Consider the following 21,302-nt stretch of genomic DNA (forward strand, 5'->3'; position numbering starts at 1 on the left):
GCACCTGAATTTGTTCTCGGTTAAAAATCTTTATAGGAATTTCTTAATTGAATCATCTTGGAAAGAAGGTCGTCTCCAATCTCACTTTTAAACGCTCGGTACACGGGCTCCCAACCCTTTGCCCACTCTCTTTTTTCTTCCTCTGTCAGATAATGAATATCGATTGAAGAATTTTTCTCGATTAATGCAAGCTGTTCCTCGTTCATCGCGAAAGATTGAGTCTGGTTCCAGCTAGTAGCTTCATCCAAAGCTTCAGTTATGATTCTTTGCTGCTTCTTCGTAAGATTGCTCCAAAACTCATCATTCATGATTACAGCATACCCTAAAAATCCATGATTGCTTATCGTAAGGTGACTTTGCACATCAAAGAATTTTTTAGAATAGATGTTAGAGATCGTGTTCTCCTCACCGTTTAATTCTCCAGATTCCAATAATCGGTACGTATCGTTAAAATCCAATCCAACTGCTTTAGCTCCAACTTGATCAAATTGATTCTCAAGCACAGAACTAGGCATGATTCGCAGGTTTTGCCCTTTTAGATCATTAGGGTGAACGACAGGCCCGTCGTTTGTTGTAATTTGTTTAAATCCATTGATCCATAACGTAAGGCCTTTCATATTTTTCTCTTCTAGTGATTGAAGCAACGTGTTCCCAATGTCTCCGTTTAACGCCTTTATAATACTTTCACGAGTAGGCATGGCATAAGGAAGATCAAGAACCTGCCATTTAGGTGAAAATGTGCTTAGCTTTGTCGTAGCAGGTGCGATCATCTGCACATCACCACGCTGCAGCGCTTCAAGTTCTTCTTGATCGGAGTAGAGTCCACCGTTTGGAATCACTTCAATTTTAATCTGACCATTAGATTTCTCGTTTATCCGTTTTGCAAAACGCTGTGCAGCAAGTCCTTTAGGAGTATTCTCTGCAACCACGTGACTAAACTTGATGACAACTTGGTCCTGTATGCCTTTTTGATCATCATCATAGGGAAGTGTTCCTTCGGCCATTTTTGTATGAAAACCAATCCAGATTGATACTCCTAAACCCGCTATCAGTATCAGTGCGATCCCAATGAAAGATTTCATCCATGAATTACCCCAAATCCGTTACTTTTTTAAATAGTCTAACATATTGAAATTGAAATGATACAATAGTGACAATGAAAAGGAGGTTGCTAGTAAATGACGATGAAACGATTACCCATTCGAACAAAAATCATGATCCTAACGTTTGGAATCGTGCTCTATGCCATCCTAATCGGAGGTGTCGTCATTATTGGTAAGATCCTCGATATTCAGGAAGAAGAGCTTGGTAAGCGGGCAATGATTACTTCACGCACCGTGGCACAGCTTCCCGAAGTGAAGAAATACATTCAGATAAATAGAGGCTGGAACGAGATAGAACCAGTCGTTGAAAAGATACGAGTCATTAATGAAGCAGATTATGTCGTGGTCATGGACATGGATCATATCCGATATTCTCATCCTGTTAAAGACATGATTGGTACGGTGTCTAAAGGGAGTGATGAAGGAGCAGCCTTTGCTGACCACACGTTTATCTCGAAAGCAAAGGGAGAGATGGGTACAGCTGTAAGGGCATTTGTTCCCATCAAAAATGATGAACTAGAGCAGATCGGGGTTGTTGTGGTCGGTCATGTGATACCAGGTTACTACGAAGTGTTTCATGACCTGACAGATGAGATGACTCTTATTCTATTATTGGTTCTCTCGTTCGGTGTGATCGGTTCCTATCTATTAGCTCGTCATCTTAAACAGCAGATGTTTTATTTAGAACCACACGAGATCGTCCGAATGTTCGAAGAGAGAACAGCAACGTTCCACTCTATGCATGAAGGTGTAATCGCAATTGATAAAGAGGAACTCATCACGATCTTTAATGAAAAAGCAAAAAGTATATTCTCAGTCAGGGGTGACGTTGTCGGAAAACAGATTCGTGAAGTAATACCAGATACGCGTCTTCCAGAGATCATAGAACTGAGTCGTCCTGTTTATAATCAAGAAATTCGAGTAAGTGGAAAAGTGATCATGAGTAACCGAGTGCCGATAAAAGTAAATAACAAGATCGTTGGAGCTGTCGCTATTTTCCAGGATAGAACAGAAGTTGCAAAGATGGCGGAAGAACTGACAGGTGTTAAGGCATTTGTAGAGGCACTACGAGTTCAGAACCACGAGCACATGAACAAGCTTCATACGATCGCAGGGCTTCTTCAGTTAGGCAATTTGAAAAAAGCGATGCAGTATGTTTTTCAGATATCAGAAGAAAAAGGTTCACTCACTCGGTTTTTAAATCAAAGGATCAAGAACGAGAGTCTTGCAGGTCTATTGTTAAGCAAAGTTGGACGCGGAAAAGAACTCGGAATAAAAGTGGATATTGATAATGAGAGCTCACTTAAAACGTTCCCAGATCAACTCGATCAGCATGATTTTGTAACGATCATCGGTAATCTGATAGAGAACGCGTATGACGCTCTAAAAGGAGATCATGAGGGCAGGATTGATGTTTCCATCGCCCAGGATTCCGAGGCTTGTGCGATTTTGGTCGAGGACAACGGATGCGGAATGAGTCAGGAAGTCCAGCAGCATATGTTTGAAAGAGGATATACGACAAAAGGAAATAGTGGGTCTGGAATCGGGTTGTACCTGATTCGTCAGATTGTAGAAAAAGGTAACGGAGACATAGAAGTAACATCTGAAGAAAACCAGGGAACAAGTATTGTAATAGTATTTCCGATGAATGGTAGAGGTGAAGAGGATGAGTGAGATAAAGGTTCTGTTGATTGAAGACGATCCGATGGTCTTAGAGATAAACAAAGCGTTTATTGAAAAAGTAAAGCGATTTAAGGTAATCGATACAGCATCAAATGGAACAGAAGGATTGAAACGTATAAGAAAGCATAAGCCAGATCTCGTCGTACTCGATATCTACATGCCAGAGCAGGATGGGATTGAAACACTTCAGCAGATACGAGCGGAAAAGATTCAGGTAGACGTTATCATTATTACAGCTGCCAACGACTTAGAGACCATCCGTTCTATGATGCAGAACGGCGCGTTCGATTATATTATCAAACCATTTACTTTTGAGCGTATTGAAAAAGCCTTAAACAAATATCGAACGTATCATTCTACCGTGTCACCATCCGGAACAGTTACGCAAAAAGATCTAGATAATCTTTTCTATTCTGAGATACGTGATGTTCCTGTTACGGCGGAGCTTCCTAAAGGGTTGAACGAACTGACGCTTAAACAGATCGCAAGCTTTATAAAATCGCAGATTGAGGCGAAGTCGGCAGAAGAGGTAGCAGAAGGAATAGGCATCGCACGAGTGACAGCACGAAGATATCTTGAATATTTAGTAAAGAACGGAACGATTCAAATGGATATTCAGTACGGTACGGTCGGACGACCTGTCAATCGATATCTTCTTAAAAAATAGTTGAAGACCAAAAAGACCAAAACGTCCAATAAGTTCTTAATATTCTAATAAATTAATGGAAGCGCTATCATTGTTTTTACAAATGGTAGCGTTTTTCTTTGGCTTGTTAAATTGTATGGAAATTGTCTGGGGTCTGACCCCGGGTCAGACCCCAGACAATTTAACTTTCTAAAAATTCATTTTCAAACTCGAAAGGAGAAGAACAATGAAAAGGTTATTTAAGAACTTAACGTTTCAGGTTTTAACGGCTATCGCCGTAGGTGTACTAGTGGGACTCTTCTGGCCAGATTTTGGGAAACAGATGAAACCTGTAGGAGATACATTTATTAATGCTGTGAAGATGGTGATCGCACCGATTATCTTCTTAACGATCGTACTAGGCATCGCTAAAATGGGTGACATGAAAAAGGTAGGTAAAGTTGGAGGGAAAGCTTTCATCTACTTTGAAATTGTTACGACGCTCGCACTTGTTATTGGATTGATCGTTGTTAACGTGTTAAAACCAGGTGCGGGCTTAGACTTTGATAAGCTTGAGAAAGGTGATGTGTCACAATACACGTCTGAAGAAGGCGGTAAGATCGATTGGATCGAATTCGTTACACATATCGTTCCGAGCAACATGGTTGATGCATTTGCTAAAGGTGATATTCTGCAAGTACTATTCTTTTCCATTCTGTTTGGTGTTGGACTTACGGCACTCGGAAACAGCGGAAAGATCATTATCGAATTCTTTGAAAAGTTGCTGAACGTCTTTTTCAAGATCGTCGGTTATATCATGAAAGCTGCGCCACTTGGAGCGTTCGGTGCGATGGCGTTTACAATAGGAAACTATGGACTAGAGTCACTCGTACCGCTCGGTAAGTTAATGATCGCGGTGTATACGACGATGTTCTTCTTTGTTTTTATCGTGTTGAACCTGATTTGTAAGATGTATGGATTCAGTTTGTGGAAGTATTTGAAATTTATAAAAGAAGAGCTCTTGATCGTACTCGGAACAAGTTCTTCAGAATCGGTTCTGCCAAGAATGATGAACAAGATGGAGAAGTTCGGATGCTCGAAGTCTGTTGTAGGTCTTGTTATACCAACCGGTTATTCTTTCAACTTAGACGGAACAAGCATCTACCTCTCGATGGCAGTCGTATTTTTAGCTCAAGTATTTGGCATCGATCTCAGTCTAACCCAGCAATTAACTATTATCGCTGTATTGATGCTAACGTCTAAAGGTGCAGCCGCAGTTACAGGTGGTGGGTTCATCGTCCTTGCATCTACGCTAACGGCTATGCAAGTCATTCCTGTTGAAGGTTTGGCACTTCTATTAGGAGTTGACCGTTTCATGAGTGAAGCGCGTGCCATTGTAAACTTAATCGGAAACGGAATTGCAACGATCGTGGTATCTAAAAGTGAAAATGAGTTTGACGAAGGTAAAAGTGAAGAAGCCATTCAGGAGATGTACGAAAATAGAAAAATTGCAGTTTAATGGAGGGAAGAGCTTTAGTCGAAACAGACTAGAGCTCTATCTTTTTGTTATGCTATTTAAAAAGCAGGAAATGGAGGAAGATACGTATGATCTGCAGCATGCTCAATATTAAATATCCAATCATACAAGCGGGTATGGCGGGTGGCCCAACAATACCTGAATTAGTAGCAGAAGTAAGTGAAGCAGGAGCATTAGGAACACTTGGTGCAGGATATATGAGTCCTCAACAAATTAAAACGGCTTTAAAAAATATTCAGCAACTCACACGATCTCCCATTGCTGTGAATCTGTTTCTCCCCGAGCCCGAGACACATAAAATGGACGAGGAAGCTATTCAAGCGATGCAGCAACACTTGAATACATACCGTTCAAAACTTGGAATACCTGAAGTTCATGACATTCCAGATGTGGAGAATTTATTTAAGAAACAGCTCGCCACCGTGATCGAAGCGGGCGTTAAAATAGTTAGTTTTACATTTAATGCGCCGTCTAAAAGATTAGTAGAAGACTTACATGCATTAGAAATGGTTGTTATCGCAACGGCAACTTCTGTTAAAGAAGCGATTCACCTTGAATCCAATGGTGTAGATCTTATCGTTGCACAGGGTGCTGAGGCAGGCGGGCATAGAGGTACATTCTTAAATGGTGAAAGTGAATCTATGATCGGCACGATGGCTCTTGTTCCACAAGTAGTAGACGCTGTTTCATGTCCGGTTGTGGCAGCGGGGGGCATCATGGATGGTAGGGGAATGGCAGCAGCACTAACTTTAGGTGCCTCAGCTGTTCAGCTGGGCACAGCATTTTTGACAGTTAAAGAGAGCGGAGCAAATACCATTCACAAACAGACCATCCTATCTAGTCGTGATACTGACACGAAAATAACAAAAGTTTTCTCTGGAAAAAGTGCGAGAGGCTTTAAGAATAAGATGATGATAGACTTAGAGAGTCATATTCGTGATTTGCCTCCTTATCCACTGCAGCATATGTTAACGTCTGATATTAGAAGAGAAGCAGCTAATCAAGGAAATAAAGAAATGATGTCCATGTGGGCTGGTCAAGCATCTGCTCTAGCGCAAGTAAGGTCTGCTGGTGATTTAGTGAGAAGTTTAATCAATCAATGTGACACTGCACTCGAAAAAGCTACATGGAGATAATATTTTTACGTAACGGTCTATTTTCATCCAAGTTTTAATAAAATTTGTATTAGCTATACAAATTTTATCGATTGGGGTGGAAATCATGGATTTTATGACCGATTTTGCACCGTACATTGGTTTAGCTGTGGTTTTATATGCCATTCGTCATACGGATCGTTTTTCGAACAAGTATATCCCCATTGTTGCAGTTGTCCTAGGCGTTCTTTATGCCTTTTGGGAAGCGGGGGCTGCTACACCAGAAGCTACATTAGTCGGATTAAAATACGCACTTCTTGGGATAGGAACAGTTGCAGGTATAAAATATTCAGTAGAGAAAAATCTAAAAAAATAAGTGTTAATTAAAACAGTGCTTGAAATTCAAGTGCTGTTTTTTTATTGTACAAAATATATATTAATATTCAACAAGTGTTGTGTTCAATGTTTAACACCTTTAATTTATGGGAATTGGAAATTAACAAAGGAAGTAACAGGAGGGTGTTGCTGAAATGAACATACGACATGACCTTGATAGCAAAATATTGACCAGATTGCTACATAAGGATTCTAGTGCCTTAAAACAAATGGTCGATTCATATAGCACACTTTTATATCAGGTTGCCCTCCGAATTACTGGTGATAAGCGTGTGGCTGAACAAGTATTGTGCGAAGTATTTCGCGATCTATGGGAAAACCCAAACCAATACACAAAAATAAAAGACAAATTTCTTTCCAGTTATTTGATTAAACTATGTAAATTAAAATGTGTCGATCGCGAAGAAATTCATATCACCCGGCTATTATCTAAAAAGTCAAAAAATTATGTTGCGAATAACGCAACGATTTGATATTATAAAAACGCTTACAACTAATGTGAGAAGTAATGGAGAAAATACACGATCTGTACTTTTTCTATTCTACTTTTGATGATGAATGGACGCTCTGCACGAGTATGTAGAGCTTTTAGGCAACATTCTACAATGGACTTATTTGAAAAAATAAGTACTTTTGAATGTTGTCTTTTTTTGTGCCTTACATTAGGGTAAGTTTCATGAATGTTTAACTTTATTAACTTTATAGGGGGGGAAATAAGGATGAAAAAGTCTAAAAATCGGTGGCTCATTGCTTTATCAGCGGTAGGAATACATATTTCCATTGGATCGGTGTATGCTTGGAGCAACTTCACGAATCCACTGATCGAGAAATTTGGGTGGACAGCTTCACAAGTGCAGATGACGTTCAGTATCGCCATCCTATTCTTAGGTTTGTCTGCAGCTTTTTTAGGACATTTTGTTGAAAAACATGGTCCAAAGAAAGCAGGTTTGCTTGCAGCCATTTTCTTTGGATTAGGAATTGCTGGATCTGGTCTTGCAGTCAATATCGGCTCGTTAACGATGCTTTATATCTTTTATGGTGTACTTGGTGGAATCGGGCTTGGAGTAGGTTATATTGCACCTGTTTCTACACTGATCAAATGGTTTCCCGATCGTCGTGGGCTAGCAACAGGACTTGCTATCATGGGATTTGGTTTCGCAGCAGCGGTCAGTTCTCCTATTATGGACGTACTTATTAAATCTGTTGGTATTGCAAACACATTCTACATTTTAGGAATTGCTTACTTTGCTGTAATGACATTGTCCTCTCTTTATTTGGAAAAACCAGAAGAAGGATGGCTTCCTGCTGGGTTTAAAGAGAATGTAGAGAGCGGAAAAGTGAAAATTAAACAAGACCTCTCACAACTAACAGCAAACGAAGCTGTAAAAACACGCCGTTTTTATTATTTGTGGATCATGCTATTCATTAATGTTACATGTGGTATCGCCATTCTTTCTGCCGCAAAACCTCTTGCTGAAGAGAGTATTGGATTAACAACTGCTGAAGCTGCGGCACTAGTGGGCGTTTTAGGATTGTTCAACGGTTTTGGTCGAATTGGATGGGCATCCATTTCAGACTACATCGGGCGACCTAATACTTATACGACATTTTTCGTTTTGCAGATCGCTCTCTTTTTCATGTTGCCACAAACGTCATCATCCATTCTTTTTCAGGTGATGCTCGCTGTTATCTATACGTGTTACGGTGGAGGTTTCGCATCGATTCCAGCCTACATTGGTGACCTATTTGGAACGAAACAGGTTGGAGCGATTCATGGTTATATTCTAACGGCTTGGGCAGCAGCTGGTCTTGCAGGTCCATTATTCGCTGCGTGGATTAAGGACACAACAGGTTCTTACGCGAACAGTTTAACATTCTTTTCTGGATTGTTTATAGTTGCGCTCATCGTATCCATACTAGTCCGTTTTGATATGAAAAAGCTCGCCGCAAAACAAGAAAAGTCCGTAGCCTAACTTTAAACGAAATGCAGTGTCTTCAGTAATGGGAAGACACTGTTTTTTATCACGTTTGAGCTATCATTAGATTCTATATCTTCATTAAATGAGATATTATGGTAAAATTGGAAATGTAACTTACAATCAAAGGAGAACTTATGACACAAAAACAAGTGACGATCGCAGAACTGAACGCAGAAAATTGGTACGAATGCTGCTTTTTAGAAGTAGCAGATGATCAAGTGAGCCATATTGAACCTAACGCCGTTTCTATCGCTCAATCAAAATTTGAACCAACCTTAAAGCCTTACGCTATTCTATTGGAAGGTAACACAGTTGGATTTCTTATGTTCAACTCCATGAAAGAAGAATTGGATGGGTATTGGATCTATCGAATTATGATCGATAAAAATTACCAGAAAAAAGGTATTGGCAAGATCGCAACACAGTTGATGATTGAAGAAATGAAGACTTTATTAGATGCTAATGTAATTGTAGTGGGTTATCATCCTGAGAATAAGGGTGCTCATCAATTGTATGAGAGCTTAGGGTTTGTTGATAAGGGTGATAGATTTGGAAAAGAAATGGCTGTTGTATTAGAGGTATAATACATAACTTGTGTTGGCAAAAACTTCTGAAATCTTTGGTCACCCTCAAATTTTTAGTGAATCCCTTCGAATAATTAATGTTGAGTATATAAAAGTTTTAAATGTTAGAACTCTAATCTTTATTAGAGTTCTTTTTGTTTTGTTTTATCACGAGAGGGAACGTTTGATATGAAGGAGTGATTGTAATAGATGAGAAGATCAGAACGCAAGAAGTCAAACAAGAGAAATATTGTATTATACAGTGCGTTAGGAGCTGTTCTTTTAGCGTTATTATTCTTGCCAAAAGATGCGCTGCTGATGGGCAGTGAAGAAGAGCCAAAGAAAGAGGAAGCAAATAAAGAACCAAAACATAAAGTGGTAAAACTTCAGCCTGATAACGAAAGTGCTTATGAAGAAGAACGTGAAGAAAAAGAACCAAACAACAAGGAGAAAACCAAGAAACAAGAACCATCTGAAGAAATTGGCATAGATCCTGAAAAAGAAGCAGATAAAAAGGAAAAAGCAGAAAAAGCTGAAGCGGAAAAGAAAAAACAACAAGCTTCAGGTGACAAACCAGTTCTAAACGAACCAATTGGTACTTCTCAAACAGGACCTCATACATCAAGTTATGATGAAGGCAGTGTAGACTGGAATGAAAAACTAAAAGCGATTCGTCTGGCTACAGGTCTTGATGAAAACATGACGGTGTGGAAAATCGCAAATGGTGGTGGCCCACAGAAATCAGTTGCAGAAGTCAGTCCGAATAAACAGCCAAATGAAAAATACACGGTTAACCTTGAGTGGGTCGATGAAAAAGGCTGGATGGTAACCAGTGTTCAGAAGTAGTTTCTGAATAAGTGGACAGTAAAATGTTGAAAATGGACAGTAAATGAAGACAAGTGGACAGTAAAACCTCAAAAGTGGACAGTAAATTTAGAAAACTGGACAGTATTTTGAATGTACTGGACAGTAAAGCTCTATCTTCCAAACAATCCAACAGAACATTGTCAAGAAAAGCTGGCTCAGCGCGTTCAAAGCGAACGATTGCTGTGCCAGCTTTTTAAATTTCCTTATTTTTTCCTCGCTTTTATTAGAAAACGATGCTGTTTCACTTCAAAGTATCCATTCATTTGGATCAGTTCATGAATGTGATGCAGCTTTTCTACAGAATCTTCGAGTTGGAACTCTGGTACCTGCCAAGGTATTGCATCTAAATAATAGAGCAAGGCACCAATATCATAAAAGCGCTGAACAGGAAATTCTTCTTTAGTTTCTAAAAGTTCAAATCCATTTTCTCGCAGTTCATTTTCAGCAAAACGCAAATTCCAATGTGAGAACTCATCATTGATTGGATACCCAAGCAATGTGTTAATCTCAGCACAATCTGAACCGCCAACTTGTTGTGTGAGAAAGATTCCACCATCCGTTAATGTACGTTTTACTTCAAGTGGAGAGTAGGATTCATGTTTATTAATGATAAGGTCAAACGTATGATCTTCAAAAGGAAGAAGATCATCATCACCGATTTGAAACACTTTTACACCAAGAGGTTCAAGACGTTCTCTTGCAATGGGGACGTTTGGCAGATATGCTTCTGTTGCACAAACTACTGCTGGAAATGGTTGAAGCTTGGACAAAAGCTCTCCACCTCCAGTGCCCATGTCAAGCATCGATGACACTTTTCCAATGAGAGGGGTCACCATACTGCCATATGACCAAGAAAGCATTCCACTTGCCATCCGACCAGATTCAGTTATATATGAAAAATCCCACCCTGAGAATGGTTTGTTAACTTCCTTAATATACATTTCAAAATCTACATCACGTTTCATACGTGCACCTCCAAAAGTTTATACTTAAATGATGAGTCTACCCATTTTGTTGGAGGGCCCCTAGCGGAATAGCCGTTTTATATCTCGTGCTCGAAATGATTCATCATGTGTTCTCCTCATACCAGCATAATGTCTTATTAAAAAATTCTTCAAAACAATCCCAGTTCCTTCCTAATTCTGAAAATTAGAGGGGATTTTGTCGTGTTGTCGAAAATAGGCAAAGAAGTAAGAATGAGAAATAGGGAGGGTATTATGACACATCATGCTATGAAAATGTACGATTATCACGTTTGGGCGAACAAGGAGTTATTCCATCGGTTATCAGAACTTGGAAATGAAGTGTATCATCAGACAGTGCAGAGTGTTTTCCCATCCATCTCGAAAGTAGTTTCACATATGTACATCGTTGATCAGCTTTGGTTTCATATCATTTCAGGGACTAGTATGGCAGATGCACTCGAGATTGAAAAAGTAGAGTCAGATACAAAGAGTATTGAGGAGATCATTACGATGTATAACGAATTAACCAATCAATATAGTGAATTTTTTAACAATGGAGTCGATTTGGACAAAGAGCTAATTCTTGATACGCCATGGGCGGGAAGAAGAGAGACGAGTATCTCTGAGATGTTGCTGCATATCACGACTCATGGTGCCTATCATCGGGGTAATATTACAGCTATGCTGCGTCAGAATGGTTACAGCTCAGTTACTACAGATTTAACGAGTTTTTGGTATTCTTATTAATCATACCTACAAATAGTTCTATACATAAATGAGGAGAAATGAATGAAGAAAATAGTCATATACGTAAGCGTGGCGATCTTCCTATTGATCGGATTGGGGTACAGCGGTTTAAAGTTAAGCAGTTCGAGAAACTTTCAATTTTTTGGAGGTTTAGTAACAAGTGCAGATACTGCTGAAAAAGTAGTTGCCTTAACATTTGATGATGGCCCAACAGATAACACCGATGAAATTTTGTCGATTTTAAAAGAAGAGGGCGTTAAAGCTACTTTTTTTGTAACTGGCAGGGAGATTGAAGAGAACCTGAAAGAAGCAAAAGAAATAGTGGCAGAAGGACATGAGCTTGGAAACCATTCTTATTCTCATGAACGAATGGTTTTGAAAACACCGTCTTATATTCGTAATGAGATTGAGTCAACAGATAAGCTGATTCGAAAAGCAGGATACGAGGGGAAGATTCACTTTCGCCCACCATATGGGAAAAAATTGATCGGACTGCCGTACTACTTAGATAAACATGATCGAAAGACAATCCTTTGGAACATTGAGCCGGAAACATACCCAGAAATAGCATCTGATTCTACAAAAATAGTGAAGCATGTGAGTCGAAATATTCAGCCTGGCTCAATCATCCTGCTGCACGTGATGTATGACAGCCGCACAGAAACGATGAAATCTGTTAAAGGTATCATTACGGATTTGAAGGCAAAGGGCTATACGTTCAAAACAGTGTCTGAAATGATTCATTAAAATAGAGGAGCCCATCTTTTAAAGAGGGGGCTCCTGAAACGAATTAATTGTTATTTAGAAACAAGTACAGGTTGATGTGCGTTAGAAACAACTTTTTGACTAACGCTTCCTAAGAATAGTTTTTTAAATCCGCTATGGCCACGATTACCAATGACGATGAGATCGATGTTATGGCTATCCGCATAACCACAAATGGTAGTAGTCGGGTCACCATGCAAAATGGCTGTCGTTGTCTTTATTTGATGATCCACACGTCCTAACGCTCTGTTTAGGATTTCTTCACCATGACTTTGCTCCAAAATTTCTGCTTCTCTTACTTCTACTGCTGAACTCGCTACTCCGCCTGGATGTACGCCACTATACAATGGCAGAACTATTTCATTGGTCACATAAAGTAACGTTAACTCAGCCCCTGTATGCCGTGCAATCTCATTACCATTGTGTAGAGCGGTGTAACTTCCTTCAGAGCCATCAAAAGCAACCAGAATCTTGGTATATAACATCACGTTGATCTCCTTTCTTGCAGATTTGGCAACTTGAATGAAAATGTCACCTTATAAAACCATTACCCCCTGATATTCTATGTAAACAAAATACAGATTTCTGTCACAAAACAAACGCCAGTATCGTCATGTTTGTAAAATCAGAAAGTGGTGATTATACATGAATACATTTGATGTGGCGATTGTTGGTGGCGGAATAGCCGGTTTAACTTCTGCCGTATATTTAGCACAAGCAGGAAAGTCTGTCTTAGTACTAGAGAAAGCTAGCCAATTAGGAGGTCGTGCACAAACCATCTCAAAAAACGGAGCACTATTTAACTTAGGTGGGCATGAATTATATAGAGGGGGAGCGGCTGAAGAGATTTTAAATGAGTTAGAAGTAAATGTATCTGGGGCAGTTCCTGATACCAATGGATACGCGATCTGGAATGATAAACTTTTTGAACTGCCCGGATCATTAGGTGCAATGTTCAAAACAAAACTTTTAACATGGTCTAACAAGACGGAATTGGTAAGAGTGATGTTAAAGCTTAAAACGATTGACGCTGCATCGATCCCTCATATGAGTTTACGAGAATGGGCTGAGAAAGAAATTAAAAATCCTATGGTCCGTAACATCTTTTACGCATTGACCAGAACATCAACATATTGCATAGATTACGATCAACTATTAGCGAATACAGCTATCCAACAAGTTCAACAAGGTCTGAAAGGAGTCCTCTATGTAAACAATGGTTGGCAATCCATCGTTGAAAGTCTTCGCAATAAGGCTTTGACTGCTGGAGTAACCATTTATACAAACAAGAAGATTTCTTCTATTGATTATGGAATTACACATCAACTCTTCTGTTCAGATGGAGATACCTTCGAAGTTTCAAATGTACTATTAACAATAGGATCTGAGCAATCAATGAAATTGGTGAAGAATGCAGAAGGGACATTGCTAGAAAAGTGGAGTCAGCAAGCTTCTCCCGTATATGCTGCATGCCTAGACGTAGCATTGAAAAGACTCCCTAAATCAAATCATCATTTTGCGATAGGAATTGATCAGCATATTCTGTTCTCTAATCACTCTCGAGCGTGCTCATTAAGCGAGGATGGGAAGAATGTTATTCAATTAATTAAATATTTAGGAACTAATAAAGAGGGCAGTGCAGATTGTCATAGAAAAGAGCTTGAAAGTATTCTTGATCTCATGCAGCCGGAGTGGAGAAAAGAACTTGTAGCTCAACAGTTTTTACCAAGAATGATAGTGGTGCAAGATATGATTAGCATCAAAGACACTCAATATTTTGGTCCGAGTATACCTGAAATACCAGGACTCTACATTGCAGGAGACGGTGCAGGACATGGAGAAATGTTGGTGGACGCAGCATTTGCTAGTGCTAAAAGAGCAGCAAAAGCTATTGAACAAAATATAGGATTAAATCGTTTGCGAAAGGAGGCTTAATGGATGAATGATGTTCAAACTGAGCTTCTATTTACAACATATAAACCCCTCTTGTTTTCATTAGCATATAGAATGCTAGGAAGTGTGCAAGATGCGGAAGATATCGTGCAAGATGCGTATATTACTTGGAGTGAACAAGAAATGGATCTTGTTCAAAACCCAAAACCTTATCTTTGTAAAATCGTCACGAATCGCTGTTTGGATCTGCTTAGGTCTGCTCGTAAACAACGAGAAACATATGTAGGACCCTGGCTTCCAGAGCCTTTATTAGCAGAGAATAAAGAAGACCCAGCGTTACAATATGTAATGAAAGAATCTCTTTCTACCGCATATTTACTTTTATTAGAGCAGCTATCAGAAACGGAACGTGCTGTATTTTTACTTCGTGAAGTTCTAGAGTATGATTATCGTTTTATCTCAGAAATGGTCGGAAAAAGTAGTTCAAACTGCAGACAAATTTTTCACCGTGCAAAAAAGGCGATAGGCAATCATACTACTTCTACGATGTCACCTCCAAAAGCTTCCGCACTAACTGAACAGTTCGTAGCAGCAGTAGTTTCAGGAAATGTAAGTAATCTATTAAATCTGCTTGCCGTAGATGCAAAGCTCATTTCAGATGGTGGAGGGAAAATAAAAGCTGCTCTCGTTCCAATCCTTGGAGCAGAGCGGATCTCACGCTTCTATATGGGAATCATGGCAAAAACAACGGAAGACTTTTCATTCAAATATACGAATGTTAACGGCGAACCAGGCATTGTTCTGTATGTGGAACAACAAGTATTTGGTGTTCTGTCCTTACAGATTAAGAATGACTTAATACAAACGATATATTGGGTAGTAAACCCTGACAAACTTACTCACATTACCTAACAGATACTCGGAGGTACACTTTGAAACCAATTTTAATAAATTTTCCAACTGAATTTACAACAGATCGACTGCTAATTAGAATGCCAAAGCCTGGTGATGGCAAAGCGATGTTTGAAGCTATTCATGCTTCACTAGACGAATTAAAGCCTTGGCTACCTTTTGCCCATTTTAATCAGAAAGAGGAAGATGTAGAAGTTAATATTCGGGAAGCGCATCTAAAGTTTTTAAGCAGGGAAGATTTAAGATTGCTCGTATTTTTAAAGGACAGCGGGAACTTGATTGCTTCATCAGGATTACACCGTATTAATTGGGAAATTCCAAAGTTCGAGATTGGATATTGGATTGATACTCGCTATGCAGGAAAAGGATATATGACAGAAGCTGTTAATGGAATTACTGATTTTGCTGTTAAGGAGCTTAAAGCACGAAGGGTTGAGATCCGTTGTGACACACGTAATACGAAAAGTGCAGCCATCCCTGAACGGTTAGGATTTACATTGGAAGGTATTCTACGCAATGATTCATTGGAGATTGGTTCAACAACAAGCCTTCGAGATACTAGTGTATATGCAAAGATTTTTTAATAGGGGGAGAAACCTTGGTTAAAGCAGTTTTCTTTGATCTGTATGAAACGTTGATTACGGAATGGAAAGATGGACGTAAGAAAGCCAAGTATTCTATCGAACCTTTAGGATTAAATAAAGATATTTTTAAAGCAGAGTGGGATCTAAGAAGAGAGCTTAGAATGAATGGAACGTTTCCAGATCACCAGAGTGTGTTAAGAGATATTTTAGATTCACAAGGGATTACACCAAACGTAGAAGCTATTGAGTACGTTCACCTAGAAAGATTGTCAGCTAAGAGCATTCCTTTTCAAGAGATCGATCCTCAAGTGATAGAACTGCTTCAAACTTTAAAATCTAATGGTCTGAAGCTCGGTCTGATCTCAAATGCTGCTCCAGAAGAAGTGGTTACCTGGGAAACAACTGAACTGCCAGACTACTTTGATGAAGTGATTTTCTCCTATGAGGTACGAGTAGCGAAACCGCAAAAAGAAATCTATCAACTGGCTTGTGAAAAGCTTGGTGTAATACCGCAAGAATCAGTATTTATTGGTGACGGTGGATCTGACGAATTAAGAGGTGCAACAGAAGCAGGAATGACAGCACTTCAAGCAACTTGGTTTTTGCCAACAGTGATCAGTGAGAGAACGACAGGTTATCCAAAACTCAAAAAACTACAAGACTTACTGCTTCATGAGAGCATAAAATCAATTACAATCTATTAATCTAAAGCTAGCACTAATTAATGTGCTAGCTCTTTTTGTTTTGCATCTTTATGATAATTTTCTTTTTTATTGTGATAAAAGTACATTAACACATTAAGTGTTACGGCAAAACAGATGATGAATAGAGATATTCCGATGACAACTTCTTTAACATTTAACCACTCACTTAAGAAACTAGCAAATAGGATGATAACGATAAGACTTATACTTTGAAAAAACCCTAACGTAGCTCCAACTCTTCCCATTTTGTTAGACGGAATACTTTGTTGGAAAAAAGTTTGGAATCCGGTGTTAGCAAATGATGAAAAGAAACCTAGAATAATAAAACCTATACATGCGGAAAAGAATGAATGAGAGAAGGCATAAATTCCATACCCTAAACTAAAAAGCGTGGAAGCAAAGCCAATAAGGTAGGGAACAGGAAATTTATTAGCCATTACAGCGAGAAGTAAAGATCCGGTTAAATAGCCAATTCCAGTTATACTCACAAGCAAACTATATTGACTTTCTGTAAGCCCAATAATGGTCTGTGTGAAAACGACTTCTTGAGAATCTAATGCAATGGCTAAAGTCATGATCATTTGAAAAAGGATGTATGTAGTTAAGAATAATCGTTGTTTCTTTAAAAAATCACCTACTATCCTCCAGTCATTTATCATTAATCTTATTTTGCTAGAATAGGAAGAAGAAACCCCTTGTTTATCATATAAACTTGGTAGAAAAGAAAGAATGCATGCTGATAAAAGAAATGAACCAGCATTACACCAGATCGCAAAGTTATACGAACCAAAATGGACGAGTGCCCCAGCAATAGCTGGTCCTATAACAAGTGCACCAGTCGTTAGAACAGAAGAAATTGAATTATAGCGCAGCCGTTGTTCTTTCGGTACGAGTTGAACGGTGTAGGCTGAAGATGCTGGATTAAAGAATGAACTACAGAGGCTAACGGCAAACAAGATCGTATAAATCATCCACAATTCTGTTAAGAAGGGGATACAGGCAACGAGTAGCGCGCGCATAATATCAGTGATCATCATGATTGTTTTTTTATTTAATCGATCGATCAAGCTGCCAGACCATAAGCTTGTCACGATTCCAGCTAGAGGGCCGATTAACCATAAACCAGCAACTGCTGCAACAGATTCCGTTTTTGCAAAGATAAATAAATTTAAAGAAACTAAGTAAATAAAGTCACCAATATATGAAATACCCACCGCAGATAACAATAGGGCGGGAAATTTCCACTCGCTGTTTAGTTTCCTCATTACGCATTCACCTGAAACGTGCAATAGACCTTATATTCTTTTTTAGTGCTATCATTTGTGACTTGGCTTTCCCATCGAACGAAAAGCTGTTCTAACTCTAGTAGGAACTGCTTCTTCTCTTCATCATCAAGTAAAAGGTTGGTTGAAATAGACGAGGGTTTAGTGTTATCTTCGTCAATTAATTCAAAACGAGTGGATTTAGAGCGGTAGTATTTTTCTATGATGCCGCCTTTCTTTTGTTCTTTTACAAGTTCTAATATGCCGCCGTTATAGAGAAGCTGGATGTGGTAATGAATCGTACCAGCTGTTTTTCCCAGTTTATCTGCAACTTCTTTAGCCGTTAATTCCTCATTCTTTAACAAATGGATAATTTGGATGCGAGTTGCATTGGCAATTAATTTTTGTTGATTAGCTGATATGGAAAGTGAGTTAGTCATCTGTTATGCCTCCTTAATCTAATAATATAAATCATTCTATTTTTTTAGAACATCTCCTTCTTTTTATTTAACAAATTTTAGGTAAAAAAGAACTACAAAGAAAATATGCCATCAGACACTATGATTTTATTTCCTATTTTTTACTCTAGTAACAACTAATTAACTTTCTGAAAATTCATATAAATAGAGTTTGAGAGGTGATATGATGTTGCAAACAAAGTAAATAAAAGGAAATTGGAGGCGTGACAATGACAAAGAAGAAGTGGGTTGCAATGGGGATTGCGGCAACATTAATCGCAGGTGCGTTCGGACCATCAGCAATGGCTGCCACAGAGCAAGTAAAGGTAAAAGTAAGCAGTGATTCTGGAACTCCAGCTTTTCTAGCAGGTAAGTTATCTTCTAAATCAAAAGCTTCTGCACAAAAGGTACTATTCAATTATGTGAACAGTCATAAATCAATCTTCAAACTAGGGAATTCAACAGCAGAAGATTCGTTCTCCATTGTAGAGAGTACAAAAGAAGCAAACGGGAATACGGTTCTAAGACTTCAGCAAGAATACAAAGGTGTTCCGATTTGGGGTTATACGCAAGTGGCACACATTAATAAAAACGGTGAACTTACGGTGATCTCGGGTGAAGTTGCTCCAAATATGGACAAGCAGTCAAAATTGACGAATGCAAAGCAGATCAGTGGGAAAAAAGCGGTAGGAATCGCAACTGCTGCACTTGGTCTAAAACCGGAATTTGAGAAGAAGCCAAAAGCGGAAAAAATCGTATTGATGAAAGAAGGTAAAGCGCATTTTGCGTATCTTGTAAACTTAAACTATTTAACACCCGAGCCGGGGAACTGGAACTATTTTATTGATGCACAGTCAGGTGAGATCCTCAATCGGTATAATGACATGCACGAAGTAACAGGAACGAACACGACTGGAACTGGAAAAGGTGTGCTAGGTGATTCAAAAACACTGAACCTCACGCTATCCAGCGGAAAGTATTATATGCAAGATAATACGCGTGGAAACGGAATCTTCACTTATGATATGAAGAACCGTACGTTCCTTCCTGAGTTCTTCTTGCCAGGAACGCTATACAATGGAACGGATAACGTGTTCGACAGCTCATACGATCAAGCAGTTGTTGACGCTCACTACTTTGCCGGATTAACCTACGATTATTATAAAAATACACACGGACGTAACTCGTATGATAATAGAGGAGCGCAGATTAAATCGTCTGTTCACTTTAATAAAAATTACAATAATGCATTCTGGAACGGTTCACAAATGGTATATGGCGACGGTGATGGAACGAACTTTATCGCTTTCTCAGGCGGCATTGATGTAGTTGCTCATGAATTGACGCATGCCGTAACAGATATGAGCTCCGATCTTGTCTACCAAAACGAGTCAGGTGCATTGAACGAAGCGATGTCTGATATCTTTGGAACACTAGTAGAGTATTATAATGGTAAAAATCCTGACTTTGAGATTGGTGAAGACGTGTACACGCCTGCCGTAGCGGGAGATGCCCTTCGCTCAATGTCAGATCCAGCGAAATACCAAGATCCTGATCACTATTCTGTTCGCTATACAGGAACTGGCGACAACGGAGGGGTTCATATCAACAGCGGGATCATCAACAAAGCAGCATACCTTCTTAGTGAGGGTGGCAGTCATTATGGCGTCTCCGTTACCGGAATCGGAAGGGACAAGCTAGGCGCAATCTTCTATCGTATGAACACGGTTTACTTAACGTCATCTTCAAACTTCAGTCAGGCGAGAGCAGCGGCAGTCCAGTCTGCAACAGATCTATATGGTGCCTCGTCACAAGCTGTTACTTCGGTAAACCAGGCATTTAATGCAGTAGGCATTCAATAATTATTGATATAGCTAGAACCATGTTTGGTGGTTCTAGCTTTTTTATGGGGAAATAGCAAATGTCGACGATTACAGACTCGTGGATTGAGGGCCGAAACTTCTGGATTGGTAGCTGAAACTCGTGGATTGAGAGCTAAAATTCGTGGATTGAGAGCTGAAACTCGAGGATTGAGAGCCGAAACTCGTGGATTGGGAGCTAAAACTCGTGGATTGAGAGCTGAAACTCGTGGATTGGAAGCCGAAACCCTGGGATTGCAAACTCAATCTCATGAAATTGCCCCTCATTAGCAGGGCTAATCCTGTCGATATAGAATAAATAAAACGGTAACTTAGCAAAAAAGGTTAAGAACGAATGGATGTTCGTGTATATGATGGAAGTAAGGTAGGTGATGGAGATGGATTATGAAGATAGCATTCAGCGGACACTCGATTATATTGAAGAAAATTTGCAGAACCGGATTACATTAGAGGAGCTTGCAGAGCTCGCTTGCTTCTCACCTTTTCATTATCATAGAGTGTTTCAGTTTCTAGTCGGCGAATCTGTTATGGATTATGTGCGGAAAAGAAGACTCTCACACGCGGCAAAGCGGTTATTGCAATCAGACGATAAAGTGATCGATATCGCTTTTGATCTAGGGTTTCACTATCATGAATCATTTAACCGAGCTTTTAAAAAACAGTATGGCCGATCGCCGAGAGAGTACCGTAATGCATCCGTTCATCCCATCTCTCTCCATCAAAGGGCTTACCTGAATATGAACCGTTATACAGGAGGAATGAACATGGAAATGAAAATCATTAAAAAACCAGCTTTCCACATCATCGGGTATGACTTAAAAACACGGAACACGGACGGTCAGAATAATGTAGATATTCCAAAGTTTTGGGAGAACTATATTCAAAAGAAATTAGGAGAAAAAATTCCAAGCCCTCTAAACAAGAACCAGGAACTAGGGTTATGCACAGAGTACAACACGGCAACAGGTGAGTTTGTTTATATGATTGGAATGGAAGTTGAGAAAGGGACTCCTGCTCCAGAAGGAATGTCCTATAGAAGTTTTCAAGAGATGGAGTATGCCGTATTTACAACACCTAAAGCTTCAGAGGAGAACTTCGTACAATCGATCCAGCAAACATGGGTTGAAATCTTCTCCAAATGGTTTCCAGATTCAGGATATGAGCATAACGGAAAGTTAGAGTTCGAGCTTTATGATGAACGCTGCTATGGAGATGAAAACAAACAGATCGACATCTATATTCCACTCGTTAAGAAAGCGGAAAAAGTAATATAAGTGGTGTGATG

The 21,302-nt window shown here is 39.3% G+C and carries 22 protein-coding genes; 17 read left to right on the forward strand and 5 right to left on the reverse strand.

The window, feature by feature from the left end; translation table 11 throughout:
• Nucleotides 1–20: 20 nt before the first annotated feature.
• On the reverse strand, nucleotides 21–1,082 hold the full coding sequence (locus HU823_RS12325) for a DctP family TRAP transporter solute-binding subunit (protein ID WP_197222240.1): 1,062 nt from the start codon (nucleotides 1,080–1,082) through the stop codon (nucleotides 21–23).
• Between the two features lie 96 nt (nucleotides 1,083–1,178).
• Here HU823_RS12325 and HU823_RS12330 point away from each other — a divergent pair, with 96 nt between their 5' ends.
• The 9 genes from HU823_RS12330 (at nucleotide 1,179) to HU823_RS12370 (ending at nucleotide 9,826) form a co-directional block, all read left to right on the forward strand.
• Nucleotides 1,179–2,777, forward strand: a complete 1,599-nt coding sequence (locus HU823_RS12330; RefSeq protein WP_197222241.1) for an ATP-binding protein — start codon at nucleotides 1,179–1,181, stop codon at nucleotides 2,775–2,777.
• Nucleotides 2,770–3,453, forward strand: coding sequence for a response regulator (locus HU823_RS12335; protein WP_197222242.1), 684 nt, complete (start codon nucleotides 2,770–2,772; stop codon nucleotides 3,451–3,453). The genes HU823_RS12330 and HU823_RS12335 overlap by 8 nt, the downstream gene beginning before the upstream one ends.
• Nucleotides 3,454–3,658: 205 nt before the next feature.
• Nucleotides 3,659–4,930, forward strand: a complete 1,272-nt coding sequence (dctP, locus tag HU823_RS12340) for a C4-dicarboxylate transporter DctP (RefSeq protein ID WP_144702023.1) — start codon at nucleotides 3,659–3,661, stop codon at nucleotides 4,928–4,930.
• 86 nt (nucleotides 4,931–5,016) lie between these two features.
• Entirely contained in the window at nucleotides 5,017–6,084 is a 1,068-nt protein-coding gene (locus HU823_RS12345; protein ID WP_197222243.1) for an NAD(P)H-dependent flavin oxidoreductase, read from the forward strand.
• Between the two features lie 85 nt (nucleotides 6,085–6,169).
• Complete coding sequence (locus HU823_RS12350; RefSeq protein ID WP_144702017.1) at nucleotides 6,170–6,418, forward strand: phage holin family protein; 249 nt, start codon at nucleotides 6,170–6,172, stop codon at nucleotides 6,416–6,418.
• A 154-nt stretch (nucleotides 6,419–6,572) separates the two neighbouring features.
• Nucleotides 6,573–6,911, forward strand: coding sequence for an RNA polymerase sigma factor (locus HU823_RS12355; protein WP_197222244.1), 339 nt, complete (start codon nucleotides 6,573–6,575; stop codon nucleotides 6,909–6,911).
• A 246-nt stretch (nucleotides 6,912–7,157) separates the two neighbouring features.
• On the forward strand, nucleotides 7,158–8,411 hold the full coding sequence (locus HU823_RS12360) for an L-lactate MFS transporter (protein WP_144702011.1): 1,254 nt from the start codon (nucleotides 7,158–7,160) through the stop codon (nucleotides 8,409–8,411).
• A gap of 140 nt (nucleotides 8,412–8,551) precedes the next feature.
• Entirely contained in the window at nucleotides 8,552–9,001 is a 450-nt protein-coding gene (locus HU823_RS12365; RefSeq protein ID WP_144702008.1) for a GNAT family N-acetyltransferase, read from the forward strand.
• A 189-nt stretch (nucleotides 9,002–9,190) separates the two neighbouring features.
• Nucleotides 9,191–9,826 (forward strand): YrrS family protein, encoded by a 636-nt coding sequence (locus HU823_RS12370; RefSeq protein ID WP_144702005.1) that lies wholly within the window; start codon nucleotides 9,191–9,193, stop codon nucleotides 9,824–9,826.
• Between the two features lie 224 nt (nucleotides 9,827–10,050).
• Here the strand turns inward: HU823_RS12370 and HU823_RS12375 are convergent, their stop codons facing one another.
• A complete protein-coding gene (locus tag HU823_RS12375) occupies nucleotides 10,051–10,812 on the reverse strand; it encodes a class I SAM-dependent methyltransferase (RefSeq protein ID WP_197222245.1) in 762 nt (253 codons plus the stop codon).
• Between the two features lie 252 nt (nucleotides 10,813–11,064).
• Between HU823_RS12375 and HU823_RS12380 the strand changes: the two genes are divergently transcribed.
• On the forward strand, nucleotides 11,065–11,559 hold the full coding sequence (locus HU823_RS12380; protein WP_197222246.1) for a DinB family protein: 495 nt from the start codon (nucleotides 11,065–11,067) through the stop codon (nucleotides 11,557–11,559).
• Nucleotides 11,560–11,601: 42 nt separating this feature from the next.
• The gene (locus HU823_RS12385; RefSeq protein WP_197222247.1) at nucleotides 11,602–12,306 is read left to right on the forward strand and encodes a polysaccharide deacetylase family protein; all 705 of its coding nucleotides are present in this window, start codon (nucleotides 11,602–11,604) and stop codon (nucleotides 12,304–12,306) included.
• A 50-nt stretch (nucleotides 12,307–12,356) separates the two neighbouring features.
• Here HU823_RS12385 and HU823_RS12390 read toward each other — a convergent pair whose 3' ends face one another.
• A complete protein-coding gene (locus tag HU823_RS12390; protein ID WP_197222248.1) occupies nucleotides 12,357–12,809 on the reverse strand; it encodes a universal stress protein in 453 nt (150 codons plus the stop codon).
• Between the two features lie 160 nt (nucleotides 12,810–12,969).
• On the opposite strand from HU823_RS12390, the gene HU823_RS12395 reads away from it, so the two are divergent.
• The 4 genes from HU823_RS12395 to HU823_RS12410 are packed head-to-tail and all read left to right on the forward strand — an operon-like array spanning nucleotide 12,970 to nucleotide 16,417.
• Nucleotides 12,970–14,259 (forward strand): phytoene desaturase family protein, encoded by a 1,290-nt coding sequence (locus HU823_RS12395; protein WP_197222249.1) that lies wholly within the window; start codon nucleotides 12,970–12,972, stop codon nucleotides 14,257–14,259.
• Between the two features lie 3 nt (nucleotides 14,260–14,262).
• Nucleotides 14,263–15,129 carry an RNA polymerase sigma-70 factor gene (locus HU823_RS12400; protein WP_197222250.1) on the forward strand — a complete coding sequence of 289 codons (867 nt, stop codon included), beginning with the start codon at nucleotides 14,263–14,265 and terminating at the stop codon, nucleotides 15,127–15,129.
• 20 nt (nucleotides 15,130–15,149) lie between these two features.
• A complete protein-coding gene (locus HU823_RS12405; protein ID WP_197222251.1) occupies nucleotides 15,150–15,713 on the forward strand; it encodes a GNAT family N-acetyltransferase in 564 nt (187 codons plus the stop codon).
• Nucleotides 15,714–15,727: 14 nt separating this feature from the next.
• A complete protein-coding gene (locus HU823_RS12410) occupies nucleotides 15,728–16,417 on the forward strand; it encodes an HAD family hydrolase (protein ID WP_197222252.1) in 690 nt (229 codons plus the stop codon).
• 17 nt (nucleotides 16,418–16,434) lie between these two features.
• Here the strand turns inward: HU823_RS12410 and HU823_RS12415 are convergent, their stop codons facing one another.
• Both HU823_RS12415 and HU823_RS12420 read right to left on the reverse strand, forming a co-directional pair.
• Complete coding sequence (locus HU823_RS12415; protein WP_197222253.1) at nucleotides 16,435–17,682, reverse strand: MFS transporter; 1,248 nt, start codon at nucleotides 17,680–17,682, stop codon at nucleotides 16,435–16,437.
• Nucleotides 17,682–18,119: an ArsR/SmtB family transcription factor gene (locus HU823_RS12420; protein WP_197222254.1), complete on the reverse strand. Its 438-nt coding sequence runs from the start codon at nucleotides 18,117–18,119 to the stop codon at nucleotides 17,682–17,684. The genes HU823_RS12415 and HU823_RS12420 overlap by 1 nt, the downstream gene beginning before the upstream one ends.
• A gap of 248 nt (nucleotides 18,120–18,367) precedes the next feature.
• On the opposite strand from HU823_RS12420, the gene HU823_RS12425 reads away from it, so the two are divergent.
• Nucleotides 18,368–19,999, forward strand: coding sequence for a M4 family metallopeptidase (locus HU823_RS12425; RefSeq protein ID WP_197222255.1), 1,632 nt, complete (start codon nucleotides 18,368–18,370; stop codon nucleotides 19,997–19,999).
• Between the two features lie 395 nt (nucleotides 20,000–20,394).
• Entirely contained in the window at nucleotides 20,395–21,291 is an 897-nt protein-coding gene (locus HU823_RS12430; protein WP_370630073.1) for an AraC family transcriptional regulator, read from the forward strand.
• The last annotated feature ends 11 nt before the right edge of the window (nucleotides 21,292–21,302 follow it).

Origin of the sequence: Fictibacillus sp. 18YEL24, from assembly GCF_015903855.1 — a bacterium.
GTDB lineage: Bacteria > Bacillota > Bacilli > Bacillales > Fictibacillaceae > Fictibacillus > Fictibacillus phosphorivorans_C.